This is a genomic window from Williamsia sp. Y721, assembly GCF_059683565.1.
The window spans coordinates 805,900-829,233 of record NZ_JCASNH010000002.1; the positions used below are offsets into that span (position 1 = coordinate 805,900).

The following is a 23,334-nucleotide window of genomic DNA, read 5'->3' on the forward strand; positions in this document are numbered from 1 at the left end:
ACCTTCTGCACTGTGCCTACCGCCCGATGAGCCCGGAGAGCAAACCCCAGGCGTTACCGTTGGCGGGTTTACGAATCATAGAGGTATCCAGCTTCGTCGCAGCACCCCTTGCCGGAATGACCTTGGGATCGCTTGGTGCCGAAGTGATCCGCGTCGACCCGATCGGCGGTGCCGCGGACTACCGGCGCTGGCCGGTGACCGAGGACGGCGAGTCGATCTACTGGGCGAACCTGAATCAGGGAAAACGGTCGCTGGCCGCGAACTTTCGTGATCCCGAGGCGACCGCGCTGATCCGGGAACTCATTCTCGAAGCGGGAATTGTGGTCACCAACGCGGCGGGGCGGGACTGGCTCGACTACGACGAGTTGGCGCGGGCCCGGCCCGATCTGATCCACGTACAGGTGCTCGGTCGCGCGGACGGGCGCGGCGCAGTCGACTACACGGTCAACGCGGCGATGGGCTTTCCGCTCGTCACCGGCCCGACTGCCCTGGGAGCACCGGTCAACCATGTACTGCCGGCATGGGATGTGGCCTGCGGGTTGTATGCGGCCCTCTCGGTGACGGCAGCGGTGCATCGGCGTGCGAGCACCGGAGAGGGGGCGCAGATCGTGTTGCCCCTCGAGGACGTCGCGTTGGCGACGATCGGTCACCTCGGCTACTTGGCCGAGGTGCAACTCGGTGGACCGGACCGGCCCCGGGTGGGCAATTCTGTGTACGGCACCTACGGAAGCGATTTCCGCACCGCTGACGGCGAAACGATCATGGTTGTCGCGGTGACGCCGCGACACTTCCGCGACCTCGCCGAGGTCACCGGAACCGCCGACGCCGTAGCCGCATTGGAAACGGCACTGGGCGTGGACTTTCGCGAAGACAGTGATCGATTCCGCCATCGCGACGTCTTGAGTGGTCTGTTCTCGATCTGGTTCCGGGATCGGACCATCGATCAGGTGGAGAAGGAGCTGAGCGCTACCGCCGTGCTCTACGAGCGCTACCTGACGTTCGCGCAGATCGCGGCCGATCCCCGCGTCACCGACAATCCGATGTTCCAGCAGGTCGATCAGCCGCGTATCGGCTCTTATCTCGCGCCGACGACGCCGATGTCGATCGACGGACGGTACCCGGCGGCCCGGCCTGCCCCTGCCAACGGGGATGACACCGCCTCCGTGCTCATCGAGTGTCTTGGTCTGAGCGAGAACACAATTGCAGACCTCGAGACCCGCGGGGCCATCCGCGTGTCGACACCCATCACCCAGAAGGAAACGTAGATGACGCGCCTGGCGCAGACGCACGACCTCACTGAGGTGCAGGCCGATATCCTGTCCACCGTCCGCGATTTCGTGGAGCGCGACATCATCCCGAATGCGCAGGCCCTCGAACAGTCCGACACCTATCCACAGGCGATCGTCGACACGATGCGCGAGATGGGCCTTTTCGGGCTCATGATCCCGGAAGAGTATGGCGGACTGGGTGAGTCGCTGCTGACCTATGCGCTGTGCGTCGAGGAGCTGGCGCGGGGTTGGATGAGCGTGTCCGGCGTGATCAATACCCACTTCATCGTGGCCTACATGATCCGACAGCACGGAACACCGGAGCAGAAGGCGCATTTCCTTCCTCGGATGGCGACCGGTGAAGTGCGCGGGGCTTTTTCGATGTCTGAACCCGAGCTCGGCTCAGATGTGGCCGCGATCCGTACCCGCGCCCAGCGATCCGGCGACGACTACGTCATCAACGGCCAGAAGATGTGGCTCACCAACGGTGGTAGCTCCACCCTGGTTGCGGCGCTCGTCCGCACCGACGAGGGTGCCGCGAAGTCACACGAGAATCTGACGACCTTCCTGATCGAGAAGCCCGCCGGATTCGGTGAGGTGTCACCGGGTCTCACGATTCCCGGCAAGATCGACAAGATGGGATACAAGGGGATCGACACCACGGAGCTGTTGTTCGACGACTACCGGATCTCCGCCGACATGGTCCTCGGCGAGAAGCCGGGCCGCGGCTTTTATCAGATGATGGACGGTGTCGAAGTTGGCCGGGTCAATGTGTCGGCCCGCGCCTGCGGGGTGGCGATCAGGGCTTTCGAGCTGGCCGCAAGGTATGCCCAGCAGCGCAGCACCTTCGGCAAACCCATCGCCCAGCACCAGGCGATCTCGTTCTCCCTGGCGGAAATGGCCACCAAAGTCGAAGCGGCCCATCTGATGATGGTCAACGCGGCCCGGCTGAAGGACTCCGGTGAACGTAACGACGTGGCCGCGGGGATGGCGAAATACCTGACGAGCGAGTACTGCTCCGAGGTGACGCAGGCCAGCTTCCGTATCCACGGCGGCTACGGATACTCGAAGGAGTACGAGATCGAACGCCTGATGCGGGAGGCGCCGTTCCTGCTGATCGGTGAAGGCACCAGTGAGATCCAGAAGACGATCATCAGCAAAGGTGTGATGCGCAGCTACGCGTTATAGGGGTCAGTGCGCGTCAGCGAGCTCTCGGTGGGCTGCCCTCCGGATCCGTCGTCGGCCCACAACCAACCGATACGTTTTCTCCAACAACGATGTTCGGGTCCGCTCGGGATCCATCAGCTCGTTCTCGGCGAAGGGGCTGTCCTCGCCGTCGACGATGTCGTGATCGAACTCGACCAGGGTCTTGCCGTCGCCGCGCATTGCGTCGATGGCGGCGCCGAGTCCGGAATGGTTGTCGATCGCAGCCTGGAGTTCGTCGACGTCGATGTCGAGGTGTTCGCTCAGCAGCCGATCCCGGACCCCGCGGATCGCGATGCGGTTCTCATTCGATTCGGGAAGGTCGGGATCGATCTCGACGGCGAGGTCACATTCGCTGTCGAAGCCCATCGACCGGTTGTTGAGATTGGACGACCCCACGCGCAGGAGACGGTCATCCATCACCAGGACCTTGGCGTGCACGTATATCGGCTCCCCGCCCGCGGTCACCGGATGGTATGCGCGAAAACGCTTTTCGGTGTCGGCCTGCCACAGGAACTGGAGGAGGCGCTGGCGGGCACCGTCCATCGCCTGCTGTTCGAGCCAGCTGTCGGCATGTCGGGGCAGGACGATCACGATCTCGGGCCCCCCGCTTTCGCGCAGGCGCTTCTCCAGGGCCTCGGCGATGGTCCGGGACGCGAGGTACTGACTCTCGATGTAGAGGTAGTCCCGAGCGGCGGCTATGGCTGCGAGATAGAGAGATTCGATCTCGCGCACCTCGTCCCGGCCCGGGATCTCCGGCAATGTCCGCGCCACGGCCACGTCGACCGATTCCATGGTCGGGATCAGTGTGTCGGGCCAATAGTTGTCCCCGACGTCGGTGACCTGTTCGAGGGTGCGCCCGGTTGCTGCCAACCATCGGGCCCGTGCCATCTCGCCGACCACCCGGGCCGCGTCCCCGTCAACAGCGGTGGTCGCGTCGTGCCAGGGCCCATACGTCTTGCCGTTGGGCTGGGTGCGCCGATCGTTCTGATCGAGGTGGTCGGAGGTGTCCCATCGGTCGACGGTCATGTCGATGCCGCCACAGAACGCGATCTGATCGTCGATCACCAGGATCTTTTGATGATGTGCCGCGCCAACCGGGTGCACCAGATCGTTCTCGAACTGCAGTGCGGGGTCGGTGAGCCAGTTCTGAATGAAAACCGGCGCCATCCCCCTGTTGATCGCACCCAACCCCAAACTCCACTTGAGGAGGTTGATATTGAGCCCGGGTCGGTTCTGCGGCAACCACTTCAGGAAATCGCCGAGAGCATTGGGACCGTCGAGGGTCTGCCCTTCGGGCTCGAACTGGATCCGGGTGTCAAAGTCCCATCCGATCAGAATGATTCGGCTGCGTGCCTGTAACATCGCGGCCTTTGCATGCCTGAAGTAGTCGGCCGCGTCGACGATCACCGCGAGTCGATCGGCCTCGGCGATCTTCCAGCAGGTCTCATCGGGCACAAGCACCGGCTTGTCACTGCTCACGGGGGACCCTCGGCTTCTTCGACGGATTAGCGTTCTAGAAAGTAGCACGTTGGGTTGTACGCGCTGATTAGTCGAACAAACATTCGACATGCGGCGGCATCGCAGGTAGACTCATGGCAAGATTTCGATCAGATGTGCTGGGGGGCATGATGACTGACGATCCATCTGATGACGTGACGGTTGATTCTTCTTCGGTTCCGGTGTTGGTGGCCATGTATCTCGAGTTGGAGTTGTTGCTCGCTGATATCAATGATTGTTCCTCGTCGGATATGTCTGACAGTGAGCTCAATGAGCTTGTGCGGGTGCATGAACGGATCTCCCGCAAGGTCGAGTTCACCGGTGTGCGGAATTTGCTGCGGGTGTCGGACCGCTCGTCGTTTACCAAGGCGGGGTATTCGTCGTTGTTCGGTTTCGTGCGGCAAGAGTTGCGGTTGACCAAAGGGCAAACCTCCTCCCGGATCCGTGGACTGGAGGCCGTCGGACGGTTTCATACGATACAGGGGCAGGAGTTGGCGCCGAAATGTCCTGCCGCTGAACAGGCCTGGTCGAGAGGTTTGATCGGGGCAGCGCATATGGATGTGATGTTGGATGTGCGCAAACACATCCCGTCTGCTTCCGATCCGGCGGTGTATGACGTGGTTGATCACTGGATGACCGAAGAAGCGGTCGGTCAGGACCCGACGCAGTTGGTTGCGTCGGGCCGGCAAGTCCTGGCGCGGGTCGATCCCGATGGCCGGTTGACCGACGACAGCGATCGAGCCCGCAAACGTTCAGTGGGAATCGGCGATCAGGGTGTGGACTTGATGGCGAAAATCTCGGGCACGCTAGATCCGGAAACCTTGGCGTTGTTCAAGACCGTGATGGACGTCTGGGCCGCGCCCGGGATGAACAATCCGGCCGACCCGAACTCGCCGACCGGCGCGAGCGATGATCCGAAACAAGATGCCGAGTTGATCAAGGCCGCGGCCGAGCGCGATACCCGTTCGACGAGCCAGCAACATCACGATGCGTTGAAAGCAATTCTGAAAACCATTCTGGCGTGCAACCTGCTCGGTAAGTCCCATCGGGGTTTGCCGGCTCAACTGATCATCACGATGACCAAAGAGCAGCTCGACGACTGCGCGGGTATCGCGAAAACGGCTTCAGGGGTGGATATTCCGGTCAAGGAAGCGTTGAACCTGTCGGCCCGCTCCGACAAATACCTCGCCGTCTTCGCCAACCACAGCGCCGAGGTGCTGTATTTCGCCCGGGCCAAACGCACCGCGCAGAAAGGCCAGCGTTTGGCGATGTTCGCCCGGGATCGCGGTTGCTCGCACCCGGGGTGCACCAATCCGGCGACCTGGGCGGAGATCCATCACCTGATTGCCTGGATCAACGGTGGTCTGACCGACATCGATCTGATGGGATCAGCCTGCCCGCCGCATCACAAGCTCGTCGGCGATGGCCCGGGCCAGTGGCAGACGGTGATGATCACCGAAGGGCCCGACAAGGGCAGGGTCGGGTGGATACCCCCGGCAAGTGTGGATCCGGAACGCAAACCGAGAGTCAACCGTGCCCAGCATGTCAACGAAACCTTCGCAGCGGCCTGGCAAAAAGTCCTCGGCGACCGCCAGGCGGTGTTGGCCGAAAAGTTGGCGGAACTGACCAGCGACGTATCTGACCTCCCACCTGATTCTGGCACCGACGATCCCGAGTCCGTCGAATAGCATTGCAGGTAAGTGTGTTCAGAGATCAGTGGTCGCGTATGGCCGCGGATCGAGCCTGCGTTCAGCGCTCGCTGTCGAGCATCGCCATATGGGCTTCGTCGTAGCGCCCGCCGGCAGCGGCGTCAGCAGGGACGGCGGCCTCGATGGTGTCGAGTTCCGCCTTGGTGAGGTTGAAGTCAAGGGCGGCAAGGGAATCGTGCAACCGTGTCACCTTCTGGGTGCCGATGATCGGGACGATGTCGTCACCCTGGGCGAGTACCCAGGCGATCGCGAGTTGTGCGACGCTGACACCGCGCCGGTCGGCGATCGTCGCGAGTGCATCGACGAGTTCGAGGTTCTTGGTCAGGTTGTCGCCCTGAAAACGTGGGGTGTGCGCTCGATAGTCGTTGGGGGCGAATGTGGTTCCGGCCCCGACCGAGTTGCTCAGCAGGCCGCGCGCCAACACGCCGTAGGCGGTGATTCCGATACCGAGTTCACGGGTGGTCGACAGTATTCCGGATTCGATACCGCGGGACATCAGCGAGTACTCGATCTGCAGGTCGACGATGGGATGCACTGCCGCAGCGCGGCGAATCGTGTCGATACCCACCTCGGACAGGCCGATGTGGCGGACATAACCGGCGTCGACCATCTCGGCGATGGCGCCGATGGTCTCCTCGATCGGGACGGCCGGGTCGAGGCGGGCCGGGCGGTAGATGTCGATGTGATCTACCCCGAGCCGGGTGAGCGAATACGTGAGGAAGTTCTTCATCGCAGCCGGTCGGGTATCGAACCCGACGAATTCGCCGTCGGGAGAACGGAGTCCGCCGAACTTCACACTGAGCTGCACGTCGTCGCGATCACGTTCGCGCAACGCCCGGCCGATCAGCATCTCGTTGTGACCGCTTCCGTAGAAGTCGCCGGTGTCGATGAGGTTCACACCTTCATCGATCGCGGCGTGAATGGTGGCGATGGACGACGCGTCGTCGCTGGGGCCGTACATACTGGACATGCCCATCGCACCGAGGCCGATGCGGGAGACCGATGGTCCTGTTTTGCCGAGGGTTACCTGTTGAATGTTCATGAGCTCAGCCTGGACGGTTTGTGCGGCCGGTGGCAGAGACCGGTTATCGGGGGATCGCCGGTCCCTGGCTCGCGAGGCCGCGAACGGGCAGAGTTGTCCTCGTGAGCACACGTATGGACCGCGACGAGCTGGCCGACTTCCTGCGTCGCCGCCGCGCGGCGCTCGTCCCCCGTGACGTGGGACTGCCCGAAGGCGTTCGCCGTCGCACACCGGGACTTCGTCGTGACGAGGTGGCCGTCCTGGCCGGCATGTCGACCGACTACTACACCCGGCTGGAGCAGGCCCGCGGCCCGCACCCGTCGACGCAGATCGTCGCGTCGATGGCGCGCGCTCTGCGACTCACCGACGACGAACGAGATCACCTCTACCTGCTGTGCGGACATGCGCCGCCGCCCCGCGTCGGTGGCGATTCCCATGTCGGTCCCGGTCTGTTGTACCTACTCGACAAGCTCGACGACATCCCGGCCTGCGTGATCTCAGAACTCGGCGAGACGCTGGCACAGAACCGGATGAACGTGCTGCTTGCCGGCGATCGATCGGCAGTGACCGGACTGGACCGCTTCTTCACCTGGCGTTGGTTCACCGATCCGCAGGCCCGCCGGCGTTTCCACCCGGAGGACTGGCAGATGATGGGTCGCAAGCACGTCAGTGACCTGCGCGCGATCGCCGCCAAACGGGGCGACGACGCGGTGGTGATGGAACTGGTGGGGGCACTGCAGGCCGGTAGTGAAGAGTTCGTCGAGCTGTGGTCGGAACATCGGGTGGAAATCCGGACCAGTGCCGTGAAAAGGTTCATCCACCCCGAGATCGGTGAGATCGCCGTGCAATGCGAAACGCTGGTCACCCAGAACGCGGACCAACATCTGCTTGTCTACTTCCCACAGCCGGGCACGCCTGCCCGTGAACGTCTCGAATTGTTGTCGGTGATCGGCACCCAGGCCATGACCGGAGGCCGTTGACGCCGGTTTGTCGCATTTCTTCAAGACGCGGCCGCTGATCGTGGAGAAGACTCGATGGCATGACCAACTCAACTGTTGACCTACTCCGGCCGGTCCTGGCCGATCTCGCGATCGTCGTCGCGAACACCGACGGCCACGACACCGCACCTACGCCGTGTACCGAACTCGATGTCGCACAGCTGCGCAACCACGTTGCGGGCTGGCTGACCACGTTCGCGGCCGGATTCGCCGATGCCGATGGCCGGGCACAAGCCGGCGGTGCCGAGGTTCCACAGGCTGCGGTGCCTGCCGCCGAGGTGATCGGTTCGGCGGCAGCACAACTCGACGCAGCCGTGCGAGCAGGCGCCGACCAGCGTCCGCTCTACCTCGGCGAGAGCCCGATGCCGGGGGACATGGCGATGTCGATGATCCTGTGGGAGTACGTGGTTCATGGCTGGGACCTCGCGGTGGCAACGGGACAGACATGGGACCCCGCACCCGAGGCCGCGGCCGCGTCGGCGGCCTTTGCGCCCAACATGCTGACCCCGGACTATCAGGGTCCCGGCAAGACTTTCGGCCCGCGGGTCCCGACGGCCGACGATGCTTCGGACCTCGATCGACTACTGGGACTCTCGGGCCGCGACCCCTCCTGGCAACCACCGCGCTGAGCGTGCGGACATCCGGGCCGCTGACCGGGCGGCGGTAGAGTCCTGGGGGTGAGTACCCCATTGACTGCACCTGTTGTTGCCGCCGGACTCGTCGGCGGATACGCCACCGCCCGATACAGCGGGCGTCGTGAACTCGGCGGCGTCGTGCTCGCCGCGGCAGGCGGCTGGTGCGCCACCCGGTGGTACCAGGAGAAAGGCCCGGTCGTGGCCGGATCGCTGCTGGCCGGCTACCTGGTCGCCTTTGGTGCGTCGCATCCGCTGGCCAAGAAGATCGGTGCCTGGCCGTCGGTGTTCGCCGTGACCGCAGCGGCCGCAGGCGCGGCCTACGCTGTCGCCGATCGCTGAGCAGACCCACCGACAACGTGATGAGCCGCTGATGTCGGGCATCACGATCGCCGTTGTTGTCATTGCAGTACTGGTGCTGGCGATTGCCGTTGTGGCGCTGCGGGTTCGGACCCGCCCGACCCTGACGACACCCGCCGAGCGGGCAGTACACGCGACCCTGCACACCGCGTCACTGGCAGCCCGGCCCTTGCGGCGCGGTTTGAATGCCGACTCGGCCGCGGAGGCCGCGCCGCATCTGCAGAGTCTGACCGCTGCCGACGCACTGGGCATTGCCGACGCCGACGGTGTGGTCCTGGCCTGGACCGGATCTCACGAGCGGCTGGCAACCGAGTTCGCAGACGCTGCAGTTCGAGCCGCGGCCGAAGGGCGCCGGATCCTCATCAAGGCCTCTGAACTCGACGAACCCGGTGTCCGGGCGCTGATCGTGCAGCCGATGCCTGCCGACGGCACCGGATCGGTGGGTGTGATCGGTGTGGTCACCAGAAACCAGCCGGGACCGGGCATGCTGTCGGCGATCACCGAAGTGGCCCACTACGCAGGTAACCAGATCGAGTTGGCCGACCTCGATGCCTCTCGTGCCCGTCTGGACCGGGCCGAGGTACGTGCGTTGCGGGCTCAGATCAGTCCGCATTTCATCTACAACGCGTTGGGCACCGTGGCGTCGTTTGTGCGGACCGACCCCGATCAGGCCCGCGAGCTCATCCTGGAGTTCGCCGACTTCACCCGGTACTCGTTCCGCGCTGCCGGGGAGTACACCCTGCTTGCCGACGAACTACGCAACATCGACCGTTATCTGACGCTGGAACGGGCCAGGTTCGGGGGGTCGCTGTCGGTCAAACTGCAGGTCTCTCCCGAGGTCCTCAACGTGGTATTGCCCTTCTTGGCGTTGCAGCCGCTGGTGGAAAACGCGGTACGGCACGGTATTTCGAGTAAGCCGGAAGGCGGGACGGTCACCATCGTCGCGGCCGACGAGGGTACCGATTGCGTGATCAGCGTCGAGGACGACGGCATCGGGATGGATCCGGAAATCTTGCGGTCCGGTGATCTCGACGCGATCGTCACCGGGACCGGCGGACCCAGCGCCACCGAGAACGCACACGTGGGTCTGGCCAACGTCGATGACCGGTTGCGCGCGGCGTTCGGTAACGACTACGGACTGGTGGTCGAAACCGCGCCCGGCGCCGGAACCAAGGTGAGCATGCGGGTACCGAAGTTCCGGCCGGGGATCTCGGTCTGAATTCGCGCCCAACCTCGGGGTTGACTTCGAGTGCGCTCTAACTCTTACGCTGCGTTCTATGAAGAACGACGAAGCGTCGACCGACGTTGATCCCCAAAGTCTGACGGTCGCCCAGATGGCGCTGGTGACCGGTGTATCGGCGCATACCCTTCGCTACTACGAACGTGCCGGGCTGATCGAATCCGTCGGCCGAAATCCTGGGAATCAGCGCCGGTATTCGGAGGCGGATGTGGAGTGGGTGAAATTCCTGCTCCGACTCCGTGAAACCGGGATGGCGATCTCACGGATGCGTGTGTACGCCGAGCTGCGTGCGCAAGGCGCCGGGACTGTCGCGACCCGGCTCGAGTTGCTCGAAGTCCACCAAGCGGGCCTGCGAGAACAGATTGCGACCCTGCGGCAGCACGAGAAGGCACTCGAATCAAAAATCGCGATCTACCGCAACGACCTGGCCGCCGCGTCCGGCGACCGAAACGACAACGATGCAGGAGACACCCATGAATGACACCACCACGCGCGAACAACGGTACGACCATGGACGATCGGTGCTCGACGCGATCGACGGACAAGCCGGTGTGAACGTGATCGATTCCCTGAAAGATGTTGCACCAGAACTCGCACACCAGGTCGTGGCATGGGGGTTCGGTGACATCTACTCGCGACCCGGTCTCGAACCGCGCGACCGCCAGCTCGTCACCCTCGGCATGCTCACCGCGCTCGGCGGATGCGAGCCGCAGCTCGACGTCCACATCAATGCATCACTCAACGTCGGTCTGTCGCCGCACCAGATCATCGAGGCGCTGCTGCATTCGGCTGTCTACTGCGGATTTCCGCGCGCGCTGAACGCCACCCTCACTGCGAAGAAGGTCTTTGCCGAACGTGGACTACTGCCGATCTCCTGATCGAGTCGGATCCGATGTCAGCTCGAGACACTGGATGTTTCGCTCGTTTGGTTGCGCTCGGCCACGATCTTCCTGATCGCAGCCTTCTGGACCTTGCCGCTGGGCGTGCGGGGGAACTCGTCGAGTTGGTGAAGCTCCTCGGGCCACTTCTGTTTTGCCAGACCGGATGTGGTGAAGTGCGCCCGTAGGTCGTCCAGCGTGGGCATCGCCGCGCCCGGCTTGAGTCGCAATACCGCGGCGGTGTGTTCACCGAGTCGGGCATCGGGTGCGGAGACCGCCGCTGCTTCGGCGACACCGGGTAGTCCGAGAAGCTCCTCTTCGACCTCTTGCGCGCTGATGTTCTCGCCACCGCGGATGATGACGTCGTTCTTGCGGTCGGTGATCGTCAGACTGCCGTTCTCATCGAGGATCCCGATATCGCCGGTGTGATACCAGCCGTCGGAGTCAAAAGCGTTGGCCGTCAACACGTCATCGGTGTATCCGATGCAGAGATCGGGGCCGCGGGAGAGTATCTCGCCGTCGGGTGCGATCTTCAGCTCCACGCCTTCGAGCGCGCTGCCGTCGGTCTCCGTACGTTTGGTGACCGAGTCGGTCGTTTTCGATCCGGTGATGGAGGGGTGTTCGGTGCTGCCGTAGGAGCGGTAGGCGGTGACGCCGAGTTCGGTCAGCCGGCGGGTGAAGGTCAACGGGACGGTGGCGCCACCCAGGCCGGCGTAGGGCATGAACTCCAGATGCGCGGCGGTGAAGTCGGGATGATCGAGCACACTGGTCACGAAATATGGTGCACCACCACCAACTTTCAGCTTCCGCTCGGTCATCAGCCGGAGCACCACGGCCGGATCCCAGACGTCGATCAGGTGAATCGGATATCCCTCCAGAATGGGGATCAGAAACGCACTGACCATTCCGATGAAGTGACCGATGGGCGCGCCGGTGATCTGCGGTTGCCCGTCGCGTGGCCAGCGAGCGGCCAGCTGCCGGGTTTCACAGACCAGGGTCTGGTGACTGTGGATCACACCCTTGGCCTTACTGGTGGTTCCGGACGTGAACGCGATCAGCGCAGGCGCGGCCGGGTCGGCCTTGACGATCCCGGCCATCGGCTCATCCGCGAGGAGTTCGTCGAAGTTCGCTCCGACAACACCGACGACCGGGACGTCACGATAGAGGTCCGGCTCGTAGGTCATCTTCCCGAAGCCCTCGGCGGTGATCACCACCTTGGGCTTGGTGGTGGCGATGATGTGGGCCATCTCCTTGGGGCCGTAGAAATGGACCACGGGCACGATGACCGCACCGAGGAACGACGTCGCCCAGAAGGTGGCGCCGGCCTCCATCCAGTTCGGCAGTTGCGCGACGACCACGTCGCCTTCGCCGACGCCGCGATCACGGAGTCCGGCGGCCAGCCTGCGGGCGATCAGCTCGACATCGGCAAAGGTCCCCACGTACGGGTGGGTCGCGGAGTGCACTTCGAATGCGAGGTGGCCGCGGTCGGCCAATCCGTGACCGGCCAGTTCGCCGATGGTTTCTTCGGTCCACCAACCGTCGTCTCGGTACCGTTTTGCCAGTTCGTCGGGGATATGTCTCATCGAGTGCTACTTCCTGACGTGTCGATACTCAAGTGCGACCCGCATCTTGACAGCGGGCGATTATGACGTAGATCATACGAAGCAAGCTAGGTTTTCAAAATGGAGAATAGCGTTTCCGCGCTGTCTTGATGGTGCGAATGCTGTTCTGGAATCAGTTGGTTTCGCAGCGAGGAGTTGTCAGGTGGAGATCCAAGAAGTTGTCGACAGGCTGGAAATCGAGCAGCATTTGACGAATTACGCGAAGGCGGTCGACTCCGAGGATTGGGATTTGTGGCGCTCGCTCTATACCGAGGATGCGCGCGTCGACTACTCCGCCGTCAGCGGCCCGACGGGCAATCCGGCGGAGATCTCGGCCTGGCTCGAAGCCTCGATGAAAATGCTGCCGATGAAGCAGCATTTCATCACCAATATCGATTACACGATCACCGGTGATCGCGCGGAGGTGCGGGCCATGTTCTACAACCCGATGATCCTGCCCGGTCAAACCGAGAAGAGTGACTGTGGCGGCTGGTATCGCCACAAGCTGGTGCGAACGTCAGAAGGATGGCGTACGTACGACTTCCAGGAAGAGGATGTCTGGTTCAGTGCCACCATGAGGGCAGGGGCGGAGGCGCATCACGCTGCGTCGCTGAAGAGCTGAAACGTCGTGGGTGAACTCGACAACACGGTCGCGCTGGTCACGGGTGCGGCACGAGGGCAGGGCCGTAGCCACTGTGTGGCGTTGGCCGAAGAGGGCGCCGACATCATCGCGATCGACATCTGCGCCGACATCGACTCCATTCCGTATCCGCTGGCCACCAAAGAGGATCTCGACGAGACCGCCCGCCTGGTCACCGAAAAGGGCCGCCGGATCTCGACGTATACCGCTGACGTGCGACAGCTGGCCGACCTCGAGGCTGCTGTCGCGGCCGGCGTCGCGCAACTCGGCGAGATAGACATCGTCGTCGCCAATGCCGGTGTGGTCGCGCTCGGGGTCGCCGATCCGAAAAACGAGCAGCTCTACCGCGACATCGTCGAGACAAATCTGTTCGGGGCGTGGAACACGATCGCGGCGACCGTGCCGTCGATCATTCGTAAAGGCCGGGGCGGATCGATCGTCCTGACCAGTTCGGTCCAGGGCCTGATCGGACGCGGTGGTGACGGGAGTGCGGCCGTGTTCGGATACGCCGCGTCGAAACACGGGATCGTTGGCTTGATGCATTCGGCGGCAAACGCGTACGCGGCGCACAACATCCGCGTCAACACGGTCCATCCCACCGGGGTTGCGACACCGATGGTCATGAACGAGTACATGGCCAAGATGCACGCGGAGCAGGGCAGTCCGTCGTCCATGGGCGGGAACATGCTGCCGGTACCGATGGTCGAAGCCGAAGACATCACCAACGCTGTGATGTGGCTGGTCAGTGAGAAGGCCCGATACGTCACCGGCGTCGCGTTGCCCGTGGATGCCGGATGCTCGGCCATGTAGTTTCGCCGCGTTGGTGGGCTCGAGGAGGAGCGTACGTGGCACGATAGACCCCGTTGTGTCACAGACGAACAAGGATTCCGCGCCCACGAAACGGCCGGCACTGACAGTGCTGGCCGTCGACGACGAATGGCCGGCGCTCGACGAGCTCGCCTATCTGCTGCGGGCCGAGGACGCGGTGGCCGAGGTGCTGACGGCCGGTGACGCGACCACCGCATTGCGGTTGATCAAGGATCGTCCCGACAGCATCGATGCGGTGTTCCTCGACATCAACATGCCGGGCCTCGACGGACTCGAACTGGCCGGGGTGCTGGCAGCTTTTGCCAACCCGCCTGCCGTGGTGTTCGTGACCGCGCACGACGACCGGGCGGTGGCCGCGTTCGACCTCGGCGCGCTCGACTATCTCCTCAAACCGCTACGAGCGCAGCGTCTTGCAGAGGCGGTCCGGCGGGTGGTCGAGCAACGGGAGACATCCGATTCGGATCCAGGCCCGCAGCTCGGTGTCATCGAAGATCAGGACGAGGTGATCCCGGTCGAGATGGGCGGTTCGACCACACTGGTCAATCGTTCGGACGTGGCCTGGGTGGAAGCCGAGGGTGACTACACCCGGCTGCACACCCTTACCGGATCGCATCTGGTTCGTATCCCCATCTCGGCGCTCGAAAGCCGTTGGGCACGCGCCGGATTCCTGCGTGTTCACCGTTCGTACCTGGTGTCGTCGTCGCTGGTCACCGGTATCCGCACGGTTGGATCCGGCATGGTTGTCCTCCTCCGGCCGGGCCCGAACGCGGCGGTGGTGGAGTTGCCGGTGAGCAGGCGGCACACCCGGGAACTCAAAGACCGCCTTGTCCGTAGCCCCAAACAGGATCGGCTCACGCGATGACGACGGCCGGAGACGACGCGCCGCGCGCGCGGGAGCGGGTCGTTCTCGCAACGCGGCGAGGGGCGCGCACCGTCCGTACCCGGGTGGAGGTCCAAGAGCAGACCGAGGTCGGCGACGCACTCATCCGTGGGCTGATGCGCGCACAACTGGGGCTGGCGTTGCGGCTGGCCGCGCCCACCCTGCTGCTGCTGTGTTCGATACCGGTGTTGATGAAGATCTTTCCGGGACTGACCGAGGTGTCGATCTTCGGGATCCTGTTGCCCTGGTGGATCCTTGGATTTGCCGTGTACCCGCTGCTGCTCGGCGTCTGCTGGGTCTACAACCGTCTCGCCGACCGAAATGAAGAAGAGTTCGGCGACCTGGTCGACGACTGAAATCAGATGCAGACGATATCCGGACAATCGGTGCCGATCCCGACACTCATCGCACTGGTTGTCGCAGCGGTGGCCACCGTCGCCATCGGGGCCTACGGAGTCCGCCTGGCCCGCACGACATCCGACTTCCTGGTCGCCTCCCGCAGCGTCGGACCCAAATGGAACGCCGCGGCCATCTCCGGCGAGTATCTCTCTGCTGCCTCATTTCTTGGCGTTGCCGGACTGATCGCGAAGTACGGCGCGGACGCACTCTGGTATCCGATCGGTTTCACCGCAGGTTATGTCGGCCTGTTGTTGTTCGTGGCCGCTCCGCTCCGCCGGTCCGGCGCCTACACCGTCCCTGATTTTGCCGAATTCCGGTTGCAGTCCAGGCGTTTACGTAAGCTGGCGACCGCTGTCGTGGTCCTCATCTGCATCCTCTACATGGTTCCGCAGTTCCAGGGCGCGGGTCTGACACTCAACATCTTGCTGGGTGTTCCACCCTGGGTGGGCGCGGTGGTGGTCGCGCTGATCGTGATCGCCAATGTTGTTGGCGGCGGGATGCGTTCGATCACCTTCGTCCAAGCTTTTCAGTACTGGCTCAAACTCACCGCCATCGCGGTGCCTGCCGTTGTCCTGGCGATCCACTTCTACGGCACCGGTGATGATCAGGGTTCCGAGGCGCCACCGACGGTGTCGACGGAAACGACTGTCGACGTCACGACCGACGTTGTCGTCACCGTGGCAAACCCATTGCAGGTGAATGTGTTCGGGGAGGTCGACGACGTCGCCGTGTCCGGGCCGCTGACACTGCGGCCGGGTGAGCACTCGTTGAGCGCCGGGACCGAGCTCGAACTCGCGGCCGGATCGGCCGTACCGGTGGTCTCCGGTGCGCCGTCAACGCACAGTGAATGGGCCACCCCTGGATGGGGTTTCGGTGGCGAGCACCCGATGTTCCAGGTCTTCTCGCTGATCATCGGGATCTTCCTGGGCACGATGGGTCTCCCGCACGTGCTGGTGCGCTTCTATACGAATCCGGATGGCAGGGCCGCCCGGGCGACCTCGCTGGCGGTGGTGGTTCTGCTCGGGGTGTTCTATCTGTTCCCCACCCTGCTCGGTGTTTTCGCGCGTTTCTGGGTACCGCAGCTGCTCATCACCGGGGCATCGGACGCCGCTGTGTTGTTGCTGCCGGGCTCGGTGTTGTCGGGCATCGGTGGCCAGTTGCTGGCGGCGCTGGTGGCCGCAGGCGCCATCGCAGCTTTCCTCGCCACGTCGTCCGGCCTGCTCGTCAGCGTGGCCGGTGTTCTGAGCACCGACGTATTGCGCGGGCGGGTCCGAGACTTTCGGGTCGCCTCGGTACTGGCCGGTCTGGTGCCGCTGCTGCTGGCCGTGGGGGTGACGTCCATCGACCTGTCCCGAACGGTGGGTCTGGTGTTCGCTGTCGCCGCCTCGACGTTGTGTCCGTTGCTGGTGCTGGGCATCTGGTGGCGCGGACTCACCGCGGTGGGCGCGGCGGCAGGACTGATCGTCGGTGGTGTTGTCGCCGGTGGCGCCGCCCTCGCGACGTCGGTCGGCGGTGTCGATGACGGCCTGCTCGATGGCTGGCCCGCTGTGCTGATCGGTTATCCGGCGGCCGTCAGTGTGCCGCTGGCGTTCGTCACGATGGTGCTGGTCAGCAAGTTGACCGCGGATCAGGTTCCGGCTGATGTCGGGCGGCTTCTGACCCGCCTGCACGCCCCCGAAGGTCTGGGGGTCGGGCGCGATCGCGAGGTGGGTCTCGACCACGGGGAGGATCGCTGAATGTGGCGGAGCAGTCATGAGTCCAGCCGTTGTCACCGTACGGCCAGGCCGAGAGGGAACGTCACGCCGGTGAGCTCTTCGGAGGCGGTCCACAGGCGTTGCTGGACCCCCTCGTCGTGCGAGTCGGGGCTGGAGCTGACCAGCTTCGGATTTCCGCGAATCTCCCCGAAGCTGCTGGGACCGTAGTACTGCCCGCCGACGACAGTCGGGTCGGTGGCGGCGCGCAGGGTGGGCAGGGCACCCATGTCGGGCTTCTGGGTGAGCAGTGGTGCGAGCCAGGTGACGGGCAGGCGGAGCGCGGTGGGCGTGTTGCGGACGAGTTCGGTGTTGGACACGCCGGGATGGGCGGCGACCGCGACGGTGGTGCCATGCGCCGCGAGCCGGCGCTGCAGTTCGTACGTGAACATCAGGTTGGCGAGTTTGGACTGGCCGTAGGCGGCCACGCGGCTGTACGAGCGCTCCCACTGCAGGTCGTCGAAGTGGATGGCGGCCCGGATGCGGTGGCCGGTACTGCTGACCGTCACGACGCGGGAGCCGGGGACAGGCAAGAGCCGGTCCAGCAGCAGGCCGGTCAGGGCGAAGTGTCCGAGATGGTTGGTGCCGAACTGCAACTCGAAGCCGTCGGTGGTGGTCTGTCGCGGCGTGTACATCACACCCGCGTTGTTGATCAGGAGGTCGATGCGCGGGTGGGCGGCGCGCAGGTCTGCCGCAGCGGACCGGATCGAGTCGAGGGACGTCAGGTCGAGGGACTGGACAGTGACATCGCCGGTGATGCGGGCGGCTGCCTGCCTGCCCTTCTCGATGTTACGGACGGCCAGGACCACCGTCGCCCCGCGTTCGGCGAGCATCCGCGCGGTCTCGAAGCCCAGCCCGGTGTTGGCGCCGGTCACGATCGCCACCCGGCCGTGCTGCTCGGGAATGTGTTGGTCGTTCCAGTTGCTGCTCATGACGTGCTCCTTAAGAAACCATCGGTCTGTTGTGGAACAAACATAAAAGACCAGCGGTCTCCTGTCAAGGGACCGACGGTCTTTAATTCCTCCCAAAGGACCGGTGGTCTTTAAGCTAAGGTCAAACCGTGACTTTTCAGCGGGCACGCAGCGAGGAGCAGCGCGAGATCCGCCGCCGGGCGATCCTGGACACGGCGGCGGCGATGCTCGACGAGATGCCCGTGGCCGAGGTGAGCCTCAACGAGCTCAGCCGGCGGGTGGGCCTGGCCAAGTCGAACGTCTTGCGGTATTTCGAGTCGCGCGAGGCGGTCCTACTCGAACTGCAGGACGCCTTCCTGGAGAGCTGGCTCGCCGAGGTGGCGGACGAATTGGCCGCGGGCGTCGAGGCGCAGGCGACACCGGACGTGCGAGCAGGTCAGCTCGCCGAGATCCTCGGCCGGTCGCTGTCGGAACGAGTGGTGCTCTGCCACCTCTTCGGCGCGCAGGGTGCCGTCCTCGAGCGAAACATTTCGGTCGAGGTGGCCAAGCAGCACAAGCGTTCCTTCCTCACCAGACTCGTTGCCATGGCCGATCTCATGCGTAGTCACCTGCCAGAGCTCGGCGACGGCGCGCAGATGTTCTGCTTTATGAGCCTGATCTCGGCGGGCGCGCTGTCGACGTACGTCCCGATGCCACCGAGCCTCCTGGCCGCCTACGCGGACGAACCCGCCCTTGGCGTACTTCACCCGGAGCTACACGAAGCCCTGCGGTCCTCCTTCACCGCGATGCTCGTCGGCGTGCTGCCGCGCGCCTGAACGCCTGGGACCTTGTGCGTGCAGCTCGAGACTGACCGTTTTGTCGCTCAGATCGACAGCTCACCGTGTGACTGCAACCACCCCATATTCATGTGACCTGGACCTCAATAACGTCTGCTGACAGATTCTCTCCTGCTCTATGTCGTCGTCGCCACGTACGCGCACGACTTCATGACCAATAAAGTGCGGGCAACACCAACATCGTTCTCGGGCAGTTTGTTTCGACGTTTGTAATCACGGCCGCATACGTGCGATGTAGTGCCGCAACAACTATGGTGATCGCACTAGGTAAATGAAGTGGAGTCCGTCGGCTTGAGAACCGCGGTCAGATAATGGGTGCCTTCGGGGGTTGGGGTGAGCCGACCGTAGCGGTCTTGCAGATCGGATTGACTATGAATGATTGTCTGCCAGTTCATGTGGTCGAGCTGGCTGGTGGTGTCGCGGTCGGCGCCTACAGTGGCCGGATGACTGCTCAATACATCCTGATGATCAGTGGCAGCGTCCGTGAGGGCTCAGTTAACGCTGCGGTGGTCGCGACGGCGGCCGCGGTGGTGCCCGAAGGCACCACCGCGGTGACATACGCCGGGCTGACGGATCTGCCGCACTTCAACCCCGACCTCGACAACGACTCTCCGCCGCCGGCCGTGATCGAGCTGCGTCGCCTGATTGACGAGTCGACTGCGCTGCTGTTCAGCACACCGGAGTACGCCGGTGCTATGCCGGGGGCGCTGAAGAACCTGCTGGAGTGGACCGTCGGCGGTGTGGAGACGACGCAGAAGCCAACCGGGTGGATTAACCCGTCAGCGATCCACAACAGGTCCGTCGGAACGTACGCGTCGCTGCGCACCGTGCTCGAGTACACCGACGCTCGAATCATCGATGCAGCCTGCGTCAACGTGCCGATCCCGCGAGCGTTGATCGGTGCGGACGGTCTCGTGGCCCCGAGCCCCGAGCGTGAGGCGATCCGCAGCGCCGTGGCTGCGCTCGTCGCCGGCACCTAGAAACGTTCCGATCGCGTCGGCAGTTCCCACGCGGCTGATCCCGGTTCGGGGCGCGGCCGCTTACCGTTCGTCGCTCAGAATCGACCGTTCGTCGCACAGTTCGACAGCTCACCGTGTGACTGCGACCACACCATATTCATGTGACCTGGACCTCAATAACGTCTCCTGACAGGTTCTCTCACTCGTTTATGTCAGGAGTCTCCCGTGACCACATCAGACCTGAGCCCGGATAGGTCGCCCGAGCGGCCGACCCCGGACGCGCAGGCGTTCATCGACATGCAGGCAAGTCCGGAGTTCCAGGATCTGCGCCGTCGACTACGCGTGTTCGTCTTCCCCCTGACGGGCTTCTTCCTGGCCTGGTACATGCTCTATGTCCTCGTCGCCACGTACGCGCACGACTTCATGGCCACCAAAGTGTGGGGCAACATCAACATCGGCATCATCTTCGGTCTCGGGCAGTTCGTCTCGACGTTTGTCATCACGGCCGTATACGTGCGATTCGCCAATCGTGACCTCGATCCTCGCGCCGCGGCCATCCGCGAAGAGCTGGAAGGACCGGTCAAATGACCATTCTCGCCGCGGATACCGCTTCGGTAGGTAACCCCGCACTCAACATCGCCATCTTCGTGGCATTCGTTGTCATCACCATGACGATCGTGATCCGGGCCAGCAAGACCACCAAGAAGGCGTCCGACTTCTACACCGGTGGCGGCCAGTTCTCCGGACCGCAGAACGGCTTTGCGATCGCAGGCGACTACCTGTCGGCCGCATCGTTCCTCGGTATCGCAGGCGCCATCGCCGTCTACGGTTACGACGGCTTCCTCTATTCGGTCGGCTTCCTTGTGGCCTGGTTGGTGGCACTGCTCCTCGTTGCCGAATTGCTGCGAAACACCGGCCGGTTCACGATGGCCGATGTCCTGAGCTTCCGACTCCAGGAACGTCCGGTCCGGATGGCCGCGGCGCTGTCCACCCTGACGGTCTCGCTGTTCTACCTGCTGGCCCAAATGGCCGGTGCCGGTGGACTTGTCGCGCTGCTGCTGAACATCGACGGCAAGTCCGGTCAAAGTATCGTGGTCGCCGTGGTCGGCGTCCTGATGATCGCCTACGTCCTCATCGGCGGCATGAAGGGCACCACCTACGTCCAGATGGTCAAGGCGGTTCTCCTCATCGCCGGTGCGGGCATCATGTTCTTCCTCGTGTTGTTCGCGGTGAAGGGCAACTTCTCGCAGTTGATCGCCGATGCACAGGCCACCGTGAGTGGTTCGGCAAACGAGGCGGTGGCGAGCCGTGACATCGCTGCTCCCGGTGCCAAGTACGGCATCAGCGAGATGTCGAAACTCGACTTCATCTCGCTGGGCATCGCTTTGGTTCTCGGTACCGCTGGTCTGCCACACGTCCTGATGCGCTTCTACACGGTTCCGACCGCCAAAGAGGCGCGTCGCTCGGTCACCTGGGCGATCGGACTCATCGGTGCCTTCTACCTGTTCACCCTGGTTCTCGGTTACGGTGCCGCGAAATCGGTTGGCCCGGACAAGATCCTCGCCGCACCGGGCAAGGAGAACTCGGCCGCGCCGCTGTTGGCCTTCGAGCTCGGCGGCACTATCTTCCTGGCCGTGATCTCGGCGGTGGCCTTCGCGACCATCCTCGCCGTGGTCGCCGGACTGGCGATCACCGCGTCCGCCTCGTTTGCCCACGACATCTACGCCAGTGTCATCAAGCGCGGCAAGGCATCTGAGGAGCAGCAGGTCCGGGTTTCTCGGATCACCGTAGTGGTCATCGGCATCGTCTCGATCGTGCTGGGCATCCTGGCCATGGGGCAGAACATCGCCTTCCTGGTGGCCCTGGCCTTCGCGGTGGCCGCCTCGGCCAACCTGCCGACTCTGCTGTTCTCGTTGTTCTGGAAGAAGTTCAACACCACCGGTGCGCTGTTCAGCATCTACGGCGGCCTGATCACCTGCATCGGCTTGATCGTGATCTCACCAGCTGTCTCCGGCAAGGCGACCTCGATGTTCCCCGATGCCAACTTCGACTTCTTCCCGATGTCGAACCCGGGCATCGTCTCGATCCCCGCCGGCTTCCTGCTGGCCGTGATCGGCACCTACGTCGGACGTCGCAAGCAGGAGAACGCAGCGAAGCAGGCCGAGATGGAGGTTCGCTCACTCACCGGAGTCGGCGTCGAAAAGGCCGTCTCGCACTAACCTGAAAACCCGATGATGTGCGGTTTTGGCGGTCCCGTCCTGGGAGTTTGTTCGCCAGAACCGCACATCATTGTGTTAAGCCGGTGTTACTTGGGTACTCGGGAGCGATGAGTACTTACACGACCACAAATCCGACCACTGGCAAGACTGAGCGGGAGTTCGAGAGCCTCACCACGGCGGGTGTCGAAGACGTACTGAGCCGTTCGATGGCGGCCTATGAGCCGTGGCGGGCCACCAGTCCGACCGAACGCGCCGCAGCACTGGCCCGGACTGCTGACCTGTACGAACAGCAGGCCGACAAGCTGGCGCAGGCCATCACCACGGAGATGGGTAAACCGACAAAACAGGCGCTCGGCGAAGTGCAGTTGGCTGCGGCGATCTACCGCTACTACGCAGAGCACGGGCCGGACCTGCTCAAGAGCGAGAAGCTCGATGTGGGCGGGGCGGACGAGTCGATCGTTCAAAAAGAACCGGTCGGTCCGCTCGTGGGTGTCATGCCCTGGAACTATCCCTACTATCAGGTTGCCCGTTTTGTGGCTCCGAACCTGATGGCGGGCAACACAATCATTCTCAAACATGCGTCGATCTGTGCCGGGTCGGCTCAGCTGATGGAAGAGAAGCTGCACGAGGCCGGCGTACCGACCGACGCGTATATCAACGTGTTCGCATCCAGCGACCAGGTTGCCGACATGATCGCCGATACTCGCGTTCGGGGAGTGTCGTTGACGGGCAGCGAAGCAGCGGGAGCCTCCGTCGCCGAGACGGCGGGGCGGAATCTGAAGAAGGCGGTACTCGAGCTCGGTGGGTCCGATCCCTTCATCGTTCTGGAGACCGCCGATCTGGAGAACACGGCGCGGACCGCGGCCAAAGGGCGATTGTCGAACGCAGGCCAGGCCTGTAACAGTCCCAAGCGTTTCATCGTGCGCGACAAAGACTTCGACACATTCGTCGCGACGGTCACCGCGGAGTTCGAGTCGGCCACCGTCGGTGACCCCTCACATCCCGACACCGTGGTCGGGCCGCTGTCGTCTGTCAATGCCAGGGACACGGTGGTCGATCAGGTCAAGAAGGCCGTATCGCAGGGCGCCAAGTTGCACACCGGCGGTGAAGCGGTCGATGGAGATGGCGCCTTCATGCGTCCGGCCGTGCTGACCGGGATCACCAAAGACATGGACGCCTACTCCGAGGAGATCTTCGGTCCTGTCGCGATGGTCTACTCGGTCGCGTCGGAAGACGAGGCTGTGAAGCTGGCCAACGATGTCGACTTCGGCTTGAGTGGTTCGGTCTGGGGTTCCGACCTCGACAAGGCCCGCGACATCGCCGATCGCCTCGAGGTCGGTATGGCCTACATCAACGAGCACGGAACCACGCTGCCGGGCTTGCCATTTGGTGGCGTCAAGCGCTCGGGATTCGGACGCGAACTCGGACGTTGGGGAATGGGTGAGTTCGTGAACACCCGCCTTCGCCGGACCTCCAGCCGCTGACCGCTCTCGCAGATGGG

At 63.7% G+C, this 23,334-nt stretch carries 23 protein-coding genes; 19 read left to right on the forward strand and 4 right to left on the reverse strand.

Annotated elements, in window-relative coordinates; genetic code table 11:
• Positions 1-26 precede the first annotated feature (26 nt).
• Together AC56PL_RS12525 and AC56PL_RS12530 are read left to right on the forward strand one after the other, a co-directional pair.
• Positions 27-1,265: a CoA transferase gene (locus tag AC56PL_RS12525; protein WP_497154013.1), complete on the forward strand. Its 1,239-nt coding sequence runs from the start codon at positions 27-29 to the stop codon at positions 1,263-1,265.
• On the forward strand, positions 1,266-2,456 hold the full coding sequence (locus tag AC56PL_RS12530) for an acyl-CoA dehydrogenase family protein (RefSeq protein WP_495514002.1): 1,191 nt from the start codon (positions 1,266-1,268) through the stop codon (positions 2,454-2,456).
• Positions 2,457-2,459: 3 nt separating this feature from the next.
• Here the strand turns inward: AC56PL_RS12530 and AC56PL_RS12535 are convergent, their stop codons facing one another.
• On the reverse strand, positions 2,460-3,953 hold the full coding sequence (locus AC56PL_RS12535; RefSeq protein ID WP_497154014.1) for a phospholipase D-like domain-containing protein: 1,494 nt from the start codon (positions 3,951-3,953) through the stop codon (positions 2,460-2,462).
• 146 nt (positions 3,954-4,099) lie between these two features.
• Here AC56PL_RS12535 and AC56PL_RS12540 point away from each other — a divergent pair, with 146 nt between their 5' ends.
• Positions 4,100-5,659: an HNH endonuclease signature motif containing protein gene (locus tag AC56PL_RS12540; protein ID WP_497154015.1), complete on the forward strand. Its 1,560-nt coding sequence runs from the start codon at positions 4,100-4,102 to the stop codon at positions 5,657-5,659.
• A 61-nt stretch (positions 5,660-5,720) separates the two neighbouring features.
• Here AC56PL_RS12540 and AC56PL_RS12545 read toward each other — a convergent pair whose 3' ends face one another.
• Positions 5,721-6,722 (reverse strand): aldo/keto reductase, encoded by a 1,002-nt coding sequence (locus tag AC56PL_RS12545; protein ID WP_497154016.1) that lies wholly within the window; start codon positions 6,720-6,722, stop codon positions 5,721-5,723.
• A 113-nt stretch (positions 6,723-6,835) separates the two neighbouring features.
• On the opposite strand from AC56PL_RS12545, the gene AC56PL_RS12550 reads away from it, so the two are divergent.
• From AC56PL_RS12550 to AC56PL_RS12575, 6 genes are read left to right on the forward strand one after another with little or no spacing between them, the layout of a single operon-like run.
• A complete protein-coding gene (locus AC56PL_RS12550; protein ID WP_497154300.1) occupies positions 6,836-7,681 on the forward strand; it encodes a helix-turn-helix transcriptional regulator in 846 nt (281 codons plus the stop codon).
• A gap of 59 nt (positions 7,682-7,740) precedes the next feature.
• The gene (locus AC56PL_RS12555) at positions 7,741-8,328 is read left to right on the forward strand and encodes a TIGR03086 family metal-binding protein (RefSeq protein ID WP_495514006.1); all 588 of its coding nucleotides are present in this window, start codon (positions 7,741-7,743) and stop codon (positions 8,326-8,328) included.
• Positions 8,329-8,376: 48 nt separating this feature from the next.
• Complete coding sequence (locus tag AC56PL_RS12560) at positions 8,377-8,673, forward strand: hypothetical protein (protein ID WP_497154017.1); 297 nt, start codon at positions 8,377-8,379, stop codon at positions 8,671-8,673.
• A gap of 31 nt (positions 8,674-8,704) precedes the next feature.
• Positions 8,705-9,910 (forward strand): histidine kinase, encoded by a 1,206-nt coding sequence (locus AC56PL_RS12565; protein ID WP_495514007.1) that lies wholly within the window; start codon positions 8,705-8,707, stop codon positions 9,908-9,910.
• Positions 9,911-9,968: 58 nt separating this feature from the next.
• A complete protein-coding gene (locus AC56PL_RS12570; RefSeq protein ID WP_497154018.1) occupies positions 9,969-10,412 on the forward strand; it encodes a MerR family transcriptional regulator in 444 nt (147 codons plus the stop codon).
• On the forward strand, positions 10,405-10,809 hold the full coding sequence (locus AC56PL_RS12575) for a carboxymuconolactone decarboxylase family protein (RefSeq protein ID WP_497154019.1): 405 nt from the start codon (positions 10,405-10,407) through the stop codon (positions 10,807-10,809). Before AC56PL_RS12570 ends, AC56PL_RS12575 begins: the two co-directional genes overlap by 8 nt.
• Positions 10,810-10,826: 17 nt before the next feature.
• Here AC56PL_RS12575 and AC56PL_RS12580 read toward each other — a convergent pair whose 3' ends face one another.
• Positions 10,827-12,392: an AMP-binding protein gene (locus tag AC56PL_RS12580; RefSeq protein WP_495514010.1), complete on the reverse strand. Its 1,566-nt coding sequence runs from the start codon at positions 12,390-12,392 to the stop codon at positions 10,827-10,829.
• 181 nt (positions 12,393-12,573) lie between these two features.
• On the opposite strand from AC56PL_RS12580, the gene AC56PL_RS12585 reads away from it, so the two are divergent.
• From AC56PL_RS12585 to AC56PL_RS12605, 5 genes are all read left to right on the forward strand, one after another.
• A complete protein-coding gene (locus AC56PL_RS12585) occupies positions 12,574-13,032 on the forward strand; it encodes a nuclear transport factor 2 family protein (RefSeq protein WP_497154020.1) in 459 nt (152 codons plus the stop codon).
• Between the two features lie 6 nt (positions 13,033-13,038).
• Complete coding sequence (locus tag AC56PL_RS12590) at positions 13,039-13,860, forward strand: mycofactocin-coupled SDR family oxidoreductase (protein WP_497154021.1); 822 nt, start codon at positions 13,039-13,041, stop codon at positions 13,858-13,860.
• Positions 13,861-13,966: 106 nt separating this feature from the next.
• The gene (locus AC56PL_RS12595) at positions 13,967-14,740 is read left to right on the forward strand and encodes a LytR/AlgR family response regulator transcription factor (RefSeq protein WP_497154301.1); all 774 of its coding nucleotides are present in this window, start codon (positions 13,967-13,969) and stop codon (positions 14,738-14,740) included.
• Positions 14,737-15,114, forward strand: coding sequence for a DUF485 domain-containing protein (locus AC56PL_RS12600; protein ID WP_497154022.1), 378 nt, complete (start codon positions 14,737-14,739; stop codon positions 15,112-15,114). The genes AC56PL_RS12595 and AC56PL_RS12600 overlap by 4 nt, the downstream gene beginning before the upstream one ends.
• Positions 15,115-15,120: 6 nt before the next feature.
• Positions 15,121-16,893, forward strand: coding sequence for a sodium/solute symporter (locus tag AC56PL_RS12605; RefSeq protein ID WP_497154023.1), 1,773 nt, complete (start codon positions 15,121-15,123; stop codon positions 16,891-16,893).
• Positions 16,894-16,925: 32 nt separating this feature from the next.
• Here the strand turns inward: AC56PL_RS12605 and AC56PL_RS12610 are convergent, their stop codons facing one another.
• Positions 16,926-17,840 (reverse strand): SDR family NAD(P)-dependent oxidoreductase, encoded by a 915-nt coding sequence (locus AC56PL_RS12610; protein ID WP_497154024.1) that lies wholly within the window; start codon positions 17,838-17,840, stop codon positions 16,926-16,928.
• A gap of 128 nt (positions 17,841-17,968) precedes the next feature.
• On the opposite strand from AC56PL_RS12610, the gene AC56PL_RS12615 reads away from it, so the two are divergent.
• From AC56PL_RS12615 to AC56PL_RS12635, 5 genes are all read left to right on the forward strand, one after another.
• On the forward strand, positions 17,969-18,634 hold the full coding sequence (locus AC56PL_RS12615; protein ID WP_495514016.1) for a TetR family transcriptional regulator: 666 nt from the start codon (positions 17,969-17,971) through the stop codon (positions 18,632-18,634).
• Between the two features lie 464 nt (positions 18,635-19,098).
• Entirely contained in the window at positions 19,099-19,635 is a 537-nt protein-coding gene (locus AC56PL_RS12620; RefSeq protein ID WP_495514017.1) for an NAD(P)H-dependent oxidoreductase, read from the forward strand.
• 204 nt (positions 19,636-19,839) lie between these two features.
• A complete protein-coding gene (locus AC56PL_RS12625) occupies positions 19,840-20,202 on the forward strand; it encodes a DUF485 domain-containing protein (protein ID WP_497154025.1) in 363 nt (120 codons plus the stop codon).
• Positions 20,199-21,833, forward strand: coding sequence for a monocarboxylic acid transporter (locus AC56PL_RS12630; protein ID WP_497154026.1), 1,635 nt, complete (start codon positions 20,199-20,201; stop codon positions 21,831-21,833). The genes AC56PL_RS12625 and AC56PL_RS12630 overlap by 4 nt, the downstream gene beginning before the upstream one ends.
• Positions 21,834-21,940: 107 nt before the next feature.
• A complete protein-coding gene (locus tag AC56PL_RS12635; protein ID WP_497154027.1) occupies positions 21,941-23,317 on the forward strand; it encodes an NAD-dependent succinate-semialdehyde dehydrogenase in 1,377 nt (458 codons plus the stop codon).
• The last annotated feature ends 17 nt before the right edge of the window (positions 23,318-23,334 follow it).

What these genes read in the sequence shown, in the direction of transcription:
- AC56PL_RS12525 (WP_497154013.1), top strand. Translation starts at nt 27, where the DNA reads ATGAGCCCGGAGAGCAAACCCCAGGCGTTACCGTTGGCGGGTTTACGA.
- AC56PL_RS12530 (WP_495514002.1), top strand. Translation starts at nt 1,266, where the DNA reads ATGACGCGCCTGGCGCAGACGCACGACCTCACTGAGGTGCAGGCCGAT.
- AC56PL_RS12540 (WP_497154015.1), top strand. Translation starts at nt 4,100, where the DNA reads ATGATGACTGACGATCCATCTGATGACGTGACGGTTGATTCTTCTTCG.
- AC56PL_RS12545 (WP_497154016.1), bottom strand. Translation starts at nt 6,722, where the DNA reads ATGAACATTCAACAGGTAACCCTCGGCAAAACAGGACCATCGGTCTCC.
- AC56PL_RS12550 (WP_497154300.1), top strand. Translation starts at nt 6,836, where the DNA reads ATGGACCGCGACGAGCTGGCCGACTTCCTGCGTCGCCGCCGCGCGGCG.
- AC56PL_RS12555 (WP_495514006.1), top strand. Translation starts at nt 7,741, where the DNA reads ATGACCAACTCAACTGTTGACCTACTCCGGCCGGTCCTGGCCGATCTC.
- AC56PL_RS12565 (WP_495514007.1), top strand. Translation starts at nt 8,705, where the DNA reads ATGTCGGGCATCACGATCGCCGTTGTTGTCATTGCAGTACTGGTGCTG.
- AC56PL_RS12570 (WP_497154018.1), top strand. Translation starts at nt 9,969, where the DNA reads ATGAAGAACGACGAAGCGTCGACCGACGTTGATCCCCAAAGTCTGACG.
- AC56PL_RS12575 (WP_497154019.1), top strand. Translation starts at nt 10,405, where the DNA reads ATGAATGACACCACCACGCGCGAACAACGGTACGACCATGGACGATCG.
- AC56PL_RS12580 (WP_495514010.1), bottom strand. Translation starts at nt 12,392, where the DNA reads ATGAGACATATCCCCGACGAACTGGCAAAACGGTACCGAGACGACGGT.
- AC56PL_RS12600 (WP_497154022.1), top strand. Translation starts at nt 14,737, where the DNA reads ATGACGACGGCCGGAGACGACGCGCCGCGCGCGCGGGAGCGGGTCGTT.
- AC56PL_RS12605 (WP_497154023.1), top strand. Translation starts at nt 15,121, where the DNA reads ATGCAGACGATATCCGGACAATCGGTGCCGATCCCGACACTCATCGCA.
- AC56PL_RS12610 (WP_497154024.1), bottom strand. Translation starts at nt 17,840, where the DNA reads ATGAGCAGCAACTGGAACGACCAACACATTCCCGAGCAGCACGGCCGG.
- AC56PL_RS12620 (WP_495514017.1), top strand. Translation starts at nt 19,099, where the DNA reads ATGACTGCTCAATACATCCTGATGATCAGTGGCAGCGTCCGTGAGGGC.
- AC56PL_RS12630 (WP_497154026.1), top strand. Translation starts at nt 20,199, where the DNA reads ATGACCATTCTCGCCGCGGATACCGCTTCGGTAGGTAACCCCGCACTC.
- AC56PL_RS12635 (WP_497154027.1), top strand. Translation starts at nt 21,941, where the DNA reads ATGAGTACTTACACGACCACAAATCCGACCACTGGCAAGACTGAGCGG.